At 30.1% G+C, this 14,084-nt stretch carries 12 protein-coding genes; 3 read left to right on the top strand and 9 right to left on the bottom strand.

Annotated features, from left to right (window positions below; translation table 11 throughout):
- Positions 1–21: 21 nt before the first annotated feature.
- The 5 genes from CPJCM30710_RS15045 to CPJCM30710_RS15025 form a co-directional block, all read right to left on the bottom strand.
- On the bottom strand, positions 22–1,041 hold the full coding sequence (locus CPJCM30710_RS15045) for an NHL repeat-containing protein (protein WP_212904986.1): 1,020 nt from the start codon (positions 1,039–1,041) through the stop codon (positions 22–24).
- Positions 1,042–1,057: 16 nt separating this feature from the next.
- Positions 1,058–2,077 (bottom strand): phosphodiester glycosidase family protein, encoded by a 1,020-nt coding sequence (locus CPJCM30710_RS15040; protein ID WP_212904985.1) that lies wholly within the window; start codon positions 2,075–2,077, stop codon positions 1,058–1,060.
- Positions 2,078–2,340: 263 nt separating this feature from the next.
- A complete protein-coding gene (locus tag CPJCM30710_RS15035; protein WP_212904984.1) occupies positions 2,341–3,717 on the bottom strand; it encodes a PhoH family protein in 1,377 nt (458 codons plus the stop codon).
- Between the two features lie 410 nt (positions 3,718–4,127).
- Complete coding sequence (locus tag CPJCM30710_RS15030; protein ID WP_212904983.1) at positions 4,128–5,246, bottom strand: LCP family protein; 1,119 nt, start codon at positions 5,244–5,246, stop codon at positions 4,128–4,130.
- A 252-nt stretch (positions 5,247–5,498) separates the two neighbouring features.
- Complete coding sequence (locus CPJCM30710_RS15025; protein WP_212904982.1) at positions 5,499–6,455, bottom strand: L-lactate dehydrogenase; 957 nt, start codon at positions 6,453–6,455, stop codon at positions 5,499–5,501.
- A gap of 241 nt (positions 6,456–6,696) precedes the next feature.
- Between CPJCM30710_RS15025 and rocF the strand changes: the two genes are divergently transcribed.
- Entirely contained in the window at positions 6,697–7,599 is a 903-nt protein-coding gene (gene rocF, locus CPJCM30710_RS15020; protein WP_212904981.1) for an arginase, read from the top strand.
- Positions 7,600–7,693: 94 nt separating this feature from the next.
- Positions 7,694–8,323, top strand: coding sequence for a 3'-5' exonuclease (locus CPJCM30710_RS15015; protein ID WP_212904980.1), 630 nt, complete (start codon positions 7,694–7,696; stop codon positions 8,321–8,323).
- A gap of 142 nt (positions 8,324–8,465) precedes the next feature.
- Here the strand turns inward: CPJCM30710_RS15015 and pflB are convergent, their stop codons facing one another.
- The gene (pflB, locus tag CPJCM30710_RS15010; protein ID WP_212904979.1) at positions 8,466–10,691 is read right to left on the bottom strand and encodes a formate C-acetyltransferase; all 2,226 of its coding nucleotides are present in this window, start codon (positions 10,689–10,691) and stop codon (positions 8,466–8,468) included.
- A gap of 262 nt (positions 10,692–10,953) precedes the next feature.
- Positions 10,954–12,246, bottom strand: a complete 1,293-nt coding sequence (locus CPJCM30710_RS15005; RefSeq protein WP_212904978.1) for a M48 family metallopeptidase — start codon at positions 12,244–12,246, stop codon at positions 10,954–10,956.
- 150 nt (positions 12,247–12,396) lie between these two features.
- Between CPJCM30710_RS15005 and rd the strand changes: the two genes are divergently transcribed.
- Positions 12,397–12,558, top strand: a complete 162-nt coding sequence (rd, locus tag CPJCM30710_RS15000) for a rubredoxin (protein ID WP_212904977.1) — start codon at positions 12,397–12,399, stop codon at positions 12,556–12,558.
- A gap of 266 nt (positions 12,559–12,824) precedes the next feature.
- On the opposite strand, the gene pflA is transcribed toward rd, so the two are convergent.
- Both pflA and CPJCM30710_RS14990 read right to left on the bottom strand, forming a co-directional pair.
- Positions 12,825–13,553, bottom strand: coding sequence for a pyruvate formate-lyase-activating protein (pflA, locus tag CPJCM30710_RS14995; RefSeq protein WP_212904976.1), 729 nt, complete (start codon positions 13,551–13,553; stop codon positions 12,825–12,827).
- A gap of 357 nt (positions 13,554–13,910) precedes the next feature.
- The coding region (locus CPJCM30710_RS14990) for a glycine radical domain-containing protein (protein ID WP_212905009.1) at positions 13,911–14,084 on the bottom strand (174 nt) is incomplete at its 5' end.

The raw sequence follows: 14,084 nt of genomic DNA, 5'->3' as shown, positions 1-14,084 counted from the left end.
GTAATAATTTTATATTGAGTATTACTGAAAAAGAGTCTTATATAGTTTCCCATCAAGTGTGCTTCCTATGCCTTCATCATATATTTCAAGAAAATGTCCGTTATACTTAAATATTTTCCCTGAAAGCACATCTCTTACTTCACCCTTAAAATTATTATTAACAAATATATTACCGTTTTGGGTTATGTGTATGCTGTTTTTGTCGACAGATTCACCAAGCTCTACAACCTTCCATGTAGGCGTTGGTTCATCAAGCCTACCATAACATATTTTTGTAATCTTTTCGTTATTTACTTCTCCAACATAAACTATATCTTCGCTGTCAACAGCTAACAACGTATTTTTATTGCTAAAATTTAATCTTATATTAGGAGACGTAGCAAAAATAGATCCTGTTATCTCATCATCGTAAACAAGCCTGTCCTCGTGAGGAACAACTTCTATGTTCCCTACTTTTGTAGTAACTTTGGCTACTTTAGTAAGATTGTGATTGATATCGATTCTATATATTGAATTTCTTCCGTTATTTGAAACCTTAACGTAGATTACATTAGTTAAAGTTGATGCCTTAACCTGTTCTATATTTGCACTTAGACTAACACCATCTAAGTCAACTATTTTTTGTTTTTCATCCTTATTTACGTCGTAGTAGCTTAGCTGTATAACTTGTTCATCATCACTTTTTTGTCTTTCAGCTACTAGCATTCTATTTCTGTCATTTAACCAATTGTAATATAAAATCTTAATTTTAGGATTTTTATCTACGTTCTTTATTTTACCATCTGAGGTATTTAACACCTCAAGATCATTTCCATTAAAATAAGCAAGATATCTCCCATCAAAGGAGAACTTCCTATCTGTTGCTGATTCATCAATATTAATAGGATTGTCCCTTTTTTTCTGATCTTTTTTTGCATCAATCTTTATACTTTTAATCGTAGCATCACTCGTCAAGTAATATTTATCAAGAAAAACTAATCCTCCTAATTGAAGAATTAATGAAATACCTATCCATAAAATAATACTATTTAGTTTTCTCATATTCTTCCCCCTAAAGTTATTTTACAATAACTGCTGATGGTACAGACCTCTCTCCTAAACTATCTGATGGACTATTTATAATATCTCCATCATAATACATGGTTGTTGATTTTCCACCATCAAGATTTATAGAATTCACTGCACCGTACTGAAGCATGATGTCCTGAGCTTCCTTTAAAGTAGCACCTATACTATTTAGGATTTGCCTTCCATCAATTACCAGTAAAAGCATAGCTCCATCTTTTCGCTGGCCTATTACAGTTCTAGGAGCAATCCCCCAACCACCATCGCCATTCTTAATAGTCGGTTGACCATTGACTACTAAGGCAGGACCAAAGCTAATCGCATCTGTAACTCCAAGATTTTTCAATTCATTTAGAGAGTGCTTTCCAACTATAAGTTTTCCCTCTTCTGTAATACCCATCATATCTACTTCATCATCAGGTGCTAATTCATTAAAAACAGTTTTTCCTTCTGATATTATCACACCAGTCGGAGTTCCACCATTGCCTGTCCATGTTGAATTTGCAGATTTATCTGAGAATCCACCGCCATTTATAGCTGCTACTGCATTAAAATTCTTAGCTATTTGAGATGTAGTTTGTCCTTCTCTTCCAAGTTTTGATGAGTATCCTACTTTTACTCGTGTTGGATCATTAACTACCAGCATATATCCTTTAAACTTTTTCCCTTCGATTTCAAAAACTTCTATGGTATCATTATGTTGCTTAGGTATAGTTACTTCGAAAGATTCAGTATCTTGCTCAATATTCTCTATATCATTTTGCTTTGATATTTCATTGATTTTATCCATTGAAAGAAACGTAGTTGCTAAATACTGATGACTTAGAGATGTCATAGCAGCACCTACTACAGTCCTTTTCACATTATTAAAAGGCCCATAATAAACAAGAAACGGAGCTGTTACTATTGTAAAAACAAACTCAAAAATTAAAAATATTAAAAATGTCCTTAATTTAGATTTTTTCTTTTTTCTGATATTTCTTTTATTTTTAATAACTCTCTCTACAGTCATTAACCTTTTTCCCCTTCTTTTTCGTTAATATTTAAAGTATCCTTTTTATTTTACTATAATTATTAATTTAAATAAACTTTTTTTCTCTTGTAAAGTTACCAAATACTATTAACAACATTTAATATGCATCAATCCTATTCAGCTTTAGTTAGGTAGTTTACTTTGTGAAATGACAGCAAAGCAAAGAAAAACAGATAAGTTTTTTCTTATCTGCTTTATTATATATGGTAATATTATATAATTCAATGAAATTAATCCCATGTTCACAATCTTTTAGCACCTTCAAAAGCAAGTGGACTTCTTTCGCATTCATCATATTTTAACGTAACTTGGAAACACAATGCACTTCCTTTCATTTTCTCAGATGCATAACATAAGCCATTTGATCTAGAATCTAAAAAGGCTTGATCTATCTGCTCTGGATCTCCAATAAGAATAAGTTTAGTTCCTTCTCCAACTCTTGTAATGATTGCTTTAACTTGCTTAGGCGTAAGATTTTGTGCTTCATCAATAATAACCCAGTTCTTAACTATAGAACGGCCTCTTAAATATGCTACAGCTTCTGTCGTTATGATTCTTCTATCAAACAACTCTTGTATTTTATCATTAAGCTCCTTTTCATTTTTATATCTTTCTTTTTCATCAGAATCTATAAGAATTTCTAAATTATCAAATACTGGTCTCATAAAAGGTGCTATCTTTTCTTGTTCTGATCCTGGCAAAAAGCCTATTTCTTCATCCATTGTAACATTAGGTCTACAAACAAGTATTCTTCTATATTGCCCTGTTTGATCTTCTATAATTTTCTGGAGACCTGCTGCTAATGAAAATAAAGTTTTAGCTGTTCCTGCTGGGCCTTTTATTACTACTAAAGGAGCCTTATCTGCCTCAGTACAAAGGCACTCCATCATAAATTTTTGTCCAACATTTCTAGGGGAAACACCTAACAGCTTGCTATCTTTATACAGCAAAGGTACGATATTTTTTCCATCAAATCTTCCCAATGCAGTTTGTTTATTATTAACTGAAGAATGTATTATTAAGAACTGATTAACAACTAACTCCGGTATTTCGTACTTCTGTTTCGCTATATCATAATAAGTTAATTCGTTTTTAGGAAGTTTTTTTTCTTTAAATAACTTTTCTATGCTTTCATTAGATGCATATACATCTATTCTACCTGTATATTGGTTATCAAACTCAGGAACTACCTCTTCGTAAAAATCATCAACCTTAATATCAATAGTATCGGCTTTTATTCTTTCAAAAGTATCTTTTGTAATTAAATAAACATCTTCTCCATTTTCCTTTAGTGCCTTACATACCTGAATAATTCTATTATCTGGCTTTAATATATCCCAGGTAGGAGGTATCTTAGTATCATAATGGTTTACTTCAACTCGAAGCTTTCCACCACCAGGAAGAGTTATTCCTTCACTAAGCTTTCCATCTTTTCTAAGTTTGTCAATAAGCCTGGCTGCGTGACGTGCATTAAGTCCTAAATCACCGTTAATTTTCTTAAGATTATCTAGCTCTTCTAACACGACTTCAGGAATAACTACATCGTTATCTCCAAAAGTTAAAATAGCTCCTGGTGAGTATAACAAAACATTTGTATCAAGTACATATGTTTTTTTCAAGTACACAACCTCCCTTGCTATACTACATAATAAACGTACAAGCTATTTAGCTCCCTTTACTTATATATATGATACATATCTTCCACTTAGCTTAATTTCTTTAATATATTTAGTAATTATTAAAAAAAAGGGAGATTGCATTCCTAATTATTAATTTTTTATATATTTTTATATTTTTTTATTATATATTTAGAAGGATTTTTTTATAATTGATAGAATATGTATATATGAACGGACTTTAATTTGCCCTCTTAGAGTTTAATTCTGATATAGTTTTTACTTTTATAGTACTGAACTATATCTTTTTTTGTCTAATATTACAAAAAGAATTCTTTCTTAAGGTTGTTTCTATTTTACAAAATGAAATCTGACTAAAGCTAACTAGGTCTATATCTGCTCAGTTTCATTAATTATTTAAGTGATTTATGCTTACTTATCTTTAAGTGTTTCTCCTTTGATAAATATTGATTTATTACTGCCCTAAAATTATTATAATCAAACTCTTGAGTATCTACAGGCTTATCAATATAAATAAAATCATTTAAAACTTTAGAATTTTGTTTTCTGTCCATAAGAAACACCCATGCGCCATTATAAATCCTACCCTCACAAAGTTCTGTTACTGGAATTTGTAACTGCTCAAATTTTATTTCATCTAACTTATATACTGTATATCCATAGTTCATAATCATAATAGGTTCTATGTTAGTTTTAACATAAGGCAGTATTTTGTTCATAATTAATGGATATTGTATCGGGTTTAATGCTAAAATTTTCTTAGTTATTTCAGTTACTATAATTCTTTGTCTTTCACTTCTTTCAAAACTTCCATTACCTACTTTCCTTATTCTGCTATAAGCAAGAGCCTGTTGACCATCAACATGTTGAAAACCTTCTTTTATTAACTTAGGAGATTTTACATCTCGTAACTCACCAGTATATTTATTAATTTCTGATATCTCATAAGACTTTATATCAATATCTATCCCACCAATTTCATCAATAATATCCTCAAAGCCCCAAAAATTAACTACTATATATTTATCAATTTTAATATTGAAGTTTCTATAAATCGTATCTAGCAAAAGTTCAGGTCCTCCAAAAGCATAAGCACTATTAATTTTATTTTCTCCACAACCCTTAATCTCAACATAAGAATCTCTCATTATGGATGAAACTTTCACCTTTTTATGATTAGAATCAATAGTAGCAATCATTATAGTATCAGAACGTGCTTTTTCATTTAAACTTCTTGCATCAGTTCCTATGAGCAATATATTTATAATACCTTTTTGTTGCTCATAAGGTATTTTCTCTTCTATTTCATCTTCTATTTCCGCTTCTATTTTCTGTTCTATTTTTTCTTCTTCAAAAAGGTCTGATTTTTCCTCAAATTGCACTTTAGCTTCTGAAAATATCTTACTTTTTATATATGTATATCCACCTATTAATCCTGATATAATAAGAATCAATAATGTTATTACTGAAATAATACTAATTTTAATTCTTTGCTTAATATTGTTATTCATATTATCACCTTCAACACTTATTAAACAAAATTATTTTCTCCCAAAATAAGATTTAATTTTATAGTAATTATTATCATTATTATTATAATAATCTAAAATGTATAATGTTTAGAAATATTTCACTTCGTAAAATAACAACAAATGGAGCTGAGAAAAAATCAATCCTGTTCAAGCTACATTTTACTTTCCAAATAACATCAAATAAAAAAACAACTTGTAATACTCTTACAAGCTGTTTTTTATTTTTAGCATTCACATTTTAAACTTTGCCTTTTCAAGGTGAGACTTAATTAAATCTGCTGATTCTTTAAGTTTATCTTTTTCTTGATCTGAAAGTGGAACCTCTAAAATTTTTCTAGATCCGCTTCTATTCACTATAGTTGGTATAGCTAAATAAACATCTGTTATTCCATATTCACCTTGAAACAATGATGATACTGTTAAAATTGCATCTTCATCTCTTAAAATAGCCTCAACAATTCTTCTTACTGCTAAAGCTACAGCATAATTTGTATATCCTTTTCTATTTATAATTTCATAAGCAGCATTTTTTACTTTATCTGGTATTGTATACTTCAAGGTTCTATCACATTGATTGCACATTTTATCACAATATTCTTCAGCATTCATACCTGCAATATTAGTTAAACTCCATGCTGCAATTTCTGAGTCACCATGCTCACCGATTATATAGGTATGAATATTTCTTGCATCTATCTCGAAATGTTCACTCAACATATACTTAAATCTTGAAGTATCTAATACAGTCCCTGACCCAATAACTCTATGAGCTGGCAATCCTGATAGCTTATATGTGATATAAGTTAAAATATCTACAGGGTTTGAGACTACCAATAATATAGCATCAGGACTATACTTTACAACTTCTGGTACTATCTGTTTAAATATAGCTAAATTCTTATTTATAATATCTAACCTTGTTTCTCCTGGTTTAGGTCCTATACCAGCAGTTATTATTACAATATCAGAGTCTTTTGTATCAGGATAATCTCCAGATATCACATTTACAGGTGTAACAAAGGCAGCTCCATGAGCTAAATCCATTGCTTCTGCTTCAGCTTTTTCTTTATTAATATCCACTATTACTATCTCAGAAGCTAATCCTTCAATCATTAAAGCATATGCGGTAGTTGAACCTACAAATCCAGCTCCAATTATTGAAATTTTATTTGGTCTTTCTTTTATCATATAAACCACTCCTATTTCACATACTATTATTATATTTATAAATATATAGTATTCATAAATTATTACACTGCCTTCTTATATTAATATTATATATTATTTAATATTTATTATCAAGTATTGTTATGGAATATCAATACATAATATCCATATATATACTTACCAATCAAGAAAGACTTAGATCTTTTACCAATTTCATATATAATAATTTTATTTATAAAAAAGCTTATTGGAGGTGCTTCATATGAATATTAACTTGATAGGTGTTCCAATGTTTTATGGATGTGACAGACCAGGCGTTGAATTAGGACCATTTACTCTTAGGAACAACGGTTTATTAGATATTTTAAAACATGGGGACAAACATAATGTTTATGATTTAGGAAACTTATTTGTTGAAACAGTAGAGGAAGATAGAAAGTATAGCAATCATTGCAAACTAAAGTATTTATCTCCAATAAGAGAAGTAAATACTAACTTGGCTCATTTTGTTTATAATTCATTAAAATCCGACTGTTTTCCTTTTGTAGTAGGTGGAGATCACTCCCTAGGGTTAGGTTCAATTTCAGGTGCAAGTAAGTTTTTTGGTGATGATTTAGGAGTAATATGGATAGATGCACATGGTGACATAAATACTCATGAAACTTCTCCAACTGGTAATGTTCATGGAATGCCATTAGCCGCAAGTATGGGATTTGGATATGAAGATTTAACAAACCTTTATTTTTCCGGTAAAAAGGTTAATCCTAAAAAAACTTTTATATTTTGTGCAAGAGATTTAGATGAAGGAGAACATAAACTCATAAGTAATTTAGGATTAAATGTTTGGACTACATCCGATATAAAAAAAATAGGATTACAAAAAGTAGCTGAAGATTTTTATTCAATAATAGATAGAGAGGAGATAAATAATATACACTTAAGCTTCGATATAGATTGCTTAGATTCAGAATTAGTTCCAGGAACCGGAACACCCGTTAATCAAGGAATGAATCTGGAAGAAGCACAGCAGCTTTTAAGAGCAGTTTTTGAAAGTAGAAAAATAAAATCAATGGATTTTGTTGAGTTTAACCCTGTTATTGATAAAAATAATCAAACACTTAATAACTGTATTGAAATTTTAAACACTATTGCTATATATCTTTAATCTCGGAGAAATCCGAGATTTTTAATTTTAATCTATTACAATTTGAAAAATTATATTATGATTATTATTGTAACAATATTTTAGGAGGACAAAAATGAAGCTACTATTTTTTGATACAGAAACTACTGGTATAAAACCAGGAAGCATATGCCAATTAAGTTATGTTATTGTAGATTCTTCAAAAAAACCTCAGTACACTGAGGGTAAAAATTACTTTTTCACGGTTGATTATGTAGAACCTTCCGCTGAAGAAATACATGGTTTTTCTGTGGAAAAACTTTATGAGCTTAGTAAAGGACTTTACTTTGAAGACTTAGTTGAAGAATTCTATCAGGACTTTATATCTGCAGACTTTGTTATAGGTCATAATGTTTTTTTCGATATTAAATTTTTAACCCATGAACTTCTAGGAATGGGAGAAGATTGGCAAGCCCAAAATACATTTTGTACTATGAACTACTATAGGAATATTTGTAAGTTACTGAAACCAAATGGGGAATATAAAAACCCTAAACTTGAAGAAGTTGTTAAATTTTTAAATATTACTAAAGAGAAAATTGCTAAAACTGCTGATTCTCTTTTCCAGGGTAGTGGAAATTATCATGATGCAAGATTTGACACAGCTGCTACATACCTGATAGTAGTAGAAGGAATAAAAAAGGGATATATTCCTCCTCGCTACTTCTCAAATATTCTAAAAGAGAATGAACAACCCACGACTTAAGTCATAGTCATATATTAAACTTAACCCTGCTAAATAAACCAGACTAAGAGTGAATAGGTATCGAACCTATTCACCTTTAGTGTAAATTTCAATTTACTAAATGGCAACAAATAAAGGAAGCTCATAAGAGCTTCCTTCTATATTATAATGTTTCGTGGAATGTTCTGCTTATTACTTCAAGCTGTTGATTCTTTGTTAATCTTGTAAAGTTAACAGCATAACCTGATACTCTTATTGTAAGAGTTGGATACTTTTCTGGATTTTCCATAGCATCCATTAATGTTTCTCTGTTAAACACGTTAACATTTAAGTGATGTGCTCCTTGTGCGAAGTATCCATCCATTATTGATACTAAGTTATCAATTCTTTGATCATATTCTTTTCCAAGAGCATCTGGAACTATTGAGAATGTATTTGATACTCCATCTTCACAACATAAGTTGTATGGTACCTTAGCAACAGAGTTAAGTGATGCTAAAGCTCCGCAGCAATCTCTTCCATGCATTGGGTTTGCTCCTGGTGCAAAAGCTTCTCCAGCTTTTCTTCCATCTGGTGTTGATCCAGTTTTCTTACCGTAAACAACATTTGATGTAATTGTTAATACTGAAAGTGTATGCTTTGCATCTCTGTATAAAGGATGTTTCTTAAGTTCGTTTGAGAACTTTTCTGTAACTTCTACAGCGATATCGTCTGCTTTCTCTTCATCGTTACCATACTTAGGGAATTCTCCTTCAATTTCGAAGTCAACAGTTATACCATTTTCTCTTTTTGGTTTAACCTTAGCATATTTAATTGCACTTAATGAGTCAGTAACAACTGAAAGGCCAGCCATACCGAATGCCATTAATCTACCTACGTTAGTATCATGAAGTGCCATTTGTCCTGCTTCATATGCATATCTATCATGCATGTAGTGAATTACATTCATTGTATCAACGTAAAGTTTAGCTATATAATGAAGCACCTTGTAGTAGTTTGATCTTACCTTTTCATAATCAAGAACTTCATCTTCAATTTTTGCTATACCATCAATAACCTTTTTACCTGTCTTTTCATCTACTCCACCATTTATAGCGTAAAGAAGAGCTTTAGCTAAGTTACATCTTGCTCCGAAGAACTGCATTTGCTTACCAACCTGCATTGCAGATACACAGCAAGCGATAGCATAATCATCGCCATAAACTGGTCTCATAACATCATCATTTTCATATTGAACTGAGTCAGTTAATATAGACATTTCAGCACAAAACTTTTTGAAGTTTTCTGGTAATTTTTCTGACCAAAGAACAGTCATATTTGGTTCTGGAGCTGATCCTAAGTTAATTAGTGTGTGTAAAAATCTGAATGAGTTCTTTGTAACAAGAGGTTTACTATTTACTGAGACTCCACCTATTGATTCAGTTACCCAAGTTGGATCTCCAGCAAATAACTCGTTATACTCAGGTGTTCTTAAATGTCTTACTAATCTTAACTTAATTACGAACTGATCAATAAGCTCTTGAGCCTGTTCTTCAGTTATTAAACCGTTCTTTAAATCTCTTTCAATATATATATCTAAGAATGTACTTGTTCTTCCAAGTGACATTGCAGCACCATTATTTTCTTTAACAGCTGCAAGGTATCCCATATATACAGCCTGAATAGCTTCTTGCGCAGTTTGAGCTGGTCCTGATATATCAATACCATATTTAGCTGCCATTGACTTTATAGCTTGAAGTGCTCTGATTTGTTCTGAAACTTCTTCTCTGCTTCTTATAAGATCATCAAGCATATCCCCTGTAAGTTCATTTAGATCCTTTTTCTTTTGTTCAATTAGAAAATCAATTCCGTAAAGTGCTACTCTTCTGTAGTCACCTATGATTCTTCCTCTACCGTAAGCATCTGGAAGACCAGTTAAAAGACCAGCTGATCTTGCGGCTCTTGTTTCTGGAGTGTAAGCATCAAAAACTCCTTGGTTATGAGTTTTTCTGTATTGTGGAAAATATTTTTCAATATTTTCATCTGCTTTGTATCCGTAAGCTTCAAGAGCTGATTGAACCATTCTCCATCCACCAAATGGATTAACTATTCTCTTTAATGGGGCATCTGTTTGAAGTCCTACAATTACTTCATTTTCTTTATCTATATATCCTGGCTCATAGTTATCAATGCCTGATATTCTATCAGTTGCAACATCTATAATTCCTTTTTTTATTTCTTCAACTATAAGAGCGCTTGCTTTTTCCCAAACCTTCTTTGTTTTCTCTGATGTTCCAGCTAAAAAACTCTTATCACCCTCGTATACTGTATAGTTCTTTTGTATAAAGTTTCTTAGATCAATTCTTTCTTGCCAAAGACCACCTTTAAATCCTTCCCATTGCTTAAACATATGTTATCCTCCTTTTATAAATCATTGCGCTCCCCTTGATAATATTTTATATTATATAATAGTAATTATCAACTATTTTTTTACAATATGATATAAATCCTCATAGATATTTTTTTATCAAAAAAAATCATATTTTTTCCAATTAACCTTTAGAATACATATGATATAAAAAATATGACTACAAAAAGTAGATGAAGAATTTTATCTCATAATATATAAAATAGAAAAAATAAAAACAGGGAGTGCCCTGCTTTTATCTTTCCTATTTTATATACCTTTTAAACTGATAAGTATCATTTTCCCAAGGTTTGTAGCTATTAGACATTTCAATTCTTTCTTTAGGTGTAGGATGATCATAAACCCATAACTTAAAAATCCAATTGACATCGTCCATTGAAAGGTTGCTTTCCATAAACCTAACTTCTAAAACACCATTGGTTAAATTATCGTGGCTTAACTCAATTGCAAATTTATCAGCATCCATTTCCACCTTTCTTGAATAAGTATTAGATAGTGGTTGAAGAAGAATTGATAATAAAGTAAATATAACTAAGATTATAGGAATCGCTGATAAGCTCTTATATCCTGTAACCGCCCATCCTTTGCCATACTTAAAATATAACCCTTTATATATATAATTAACTAATGTAAGGATAAGCAAGCTAAAAATTGAAGAAAGAGCAATCGCTTTGGGAATATGTCTTAATTTATAGTGTCCTACCTCATGTGCAACTATTGACAACAGTTCTTTTTCATTTAATGCTTTTAAAGTATTATCCCATATAACTATTCTTTTTACATTAAAAATGCCTGTCATGTAAGCATTTAAAGCTTTAGTTTCCTTACTCTTATCTACCTCATACAGTTTTACATCCTCTATACCTACTTTATTTGTCATTTTAACTATTTTATCTTCAAGTTGCTTATCTTCAAGCGGCTTAATCTCATTAAAAACAGGATCGATATATAATGGAGAAATAATACTTGTTAATATCCCAATAGGGATTGTGAGCAACGCAAAAATAATATACCAATGTTTATATTTTAAAAATATAATATATGGTATCCATCCTAATGCCGTAACTATAATCAAAGTAATTATTAACTCTTTAAAAAGATTTTCGCTCCAAAGACTTAATGTGGCATTAGAAAGACCTACTAATTTAAGTCTATAAAAGGAACTAAAAAAGGTTACTGGAAGCGTTAAAAGAAAATCAAAAATTAGATAAATAAAAATAAATTTTAATAGTCTTATTAATTCATTGCCTCTAAAAGAATTTATGATAGCAATTCCACCAAAAGCTATAAATATTAAAGGGATAGTTACTGATAAAACTAATCTAATTACAAAAAATACTTTTGAAAAACTATAGTTGGCTTCTGCCTTTGGTAAGGGCTTAGGCATAGTAACTGTTTGTTCTTTTATGCTTAATTCAATTTTAGAATTACTTTTTAACTTATTTGTTTCAGTATATTGAATAGTTAATGTAATTATATAAATAAAAAGCGATAGAAAAACAAATAATATCATTGAATTTATAAAGAACTTTTTCATAAATTCACTCCTTTCTTTAATAATTATAGTATAAATTTTTCCAAATATGAGATAAAATTATTGATTAATATAAATAGTATGTTATAATTTAAGTAATATATATTTATTATTTGTTAATAATAAATAATAATTAGTTGGGAGGTAGTTATTTTGAAAAGTTACATTTGTGATGTATGTGGTTATGTTTATGATCCCGCTGTAGGTGATGAAGATAATGGAATTAGTCCTGGCACTTCTTTTGAAGATATTCCAGAAGATTGGGTTTGTCCACTTTGTGGAGTAGGTAAAGATCAATTCTCAGTTGTTGAATAAAAAATTGTCTGTACTTTAGTAAGTTTATAAAACTCCTATAAAGTAAAGAAGCTCTAGTACTTACTAGAGCTTCTTTCTTATTTACTATTAATAAAACAGAACATGCATCGAGCCTATTTAAGATACATAACTTCAATCCTTAATAAATTCCTGAAAATAGCCTCGACATGCAATGCTTTTTCAGGAATTATATTCAGTTATGAAGTTATGTATCTATTTGAGCCAGATTTTACTTTGTTAAATAGAAGAAATAAAACTTACTAGGTTTAATGCCTAGTAAGTTTTATTTCTTCATTAATTTTATTTTCCCACTCTTTAACAAGCTTTTTGTCCATTGGTGGTACTCCCTCAAGCCTATATTTCATACCCATGGTTTCGTATTTATTTACTCCTAGGAGATGATAAGGTAATAACTCTACCTTTTCTACATTCTTCAATCCTTTTATCATCTCTGTTAAAGCTTGAATATGTTCTTCAGAATCAGTTATACCAGGTACAACCACATGTCTTATCCACATCTTCTTATTCATTTTTTGAGCAGTTTCTAAAAACTTTAAAGACTCATCAATATCTCTTGCAGTAAGTTCCCTATATTTCTCTCTATCTATATGCTTAATATCAAAAAGAATCAAATCAGTATATTGAAGTATCTCTTCATATCTTCCTATTCCAAATCCTGATGTATCTAAAGTTGTATGAATTCCATTATCTTTGCAAAGTTTTGATATCTCTATTAAAAAATCTGGCTGAAGTAAAGGGTCTCCTCCAGAAAAAGTTACTCCACCACCAGCCTTTGTAAAGTAAGGCTTAAATCTTACTATTTTTTTAATTAACTCTTGAGGCGTGATTTCTTCCCCTCCTGCACATACCCATGTGTCAGGATTATGACAATATGAACATCTTAAATTACATCCTTGAAAAAAAACTACTACTCTTATACCAGGTCCATCCACTAATCCCATGGATTCAATTGAGTGTATTTTACCTATATTCATAAATATAGCTCCTTTATCATAATATTAGCATATCTAAAGAAAAAGTTATCTCAGTCATTTCATAGTATATCTTATTGTACAAATAAATCCCCATAAATCAAGAAAATTTTATTATTATAAATATTATAAAACTAACTAAATACTCATGCTTTTTCTAAAATGTTATATTTAATTATTAGCTTCTTTATTATATTGATATACAACTTCGTAAATGAATTTATAATTCATGATATATAAGTGCATATTGAACTGTTTAAGAATTGAAGTTGTTTATCTATATTTCACAAATACTATGTGCTTATTGAATTCTTTATAAATATAAGAAATAAAGGAAGCTCTTAAGAGCTCCCTTCTATATTATAATGTTTCGTGGAATGTTCTGCTTATTACTTCAAGCTGTTGATTCTTTGTTAATCTAGTAAAGTTAACAGCATAACCTGATACTCTTATTGTAAGAGTTGGATACTTTTCTGGATTTTCCATAGCATCCATTAATGTTTCTCTGTTAAACACGTTAACATTTAAGTGATG

This window comes from Clostridium polyendosporum, assembly GCF_018332455.1.
Classification (GTDB): Bacteria; Bacillota; Clostridia; order Clostridiales; family Clostridiaceae; genus Clostridium_AY; species Clostridium_AY polyendosporum.
This window is presented reverse-complemented; position numbering and strand designations above follow the sequence as displayed.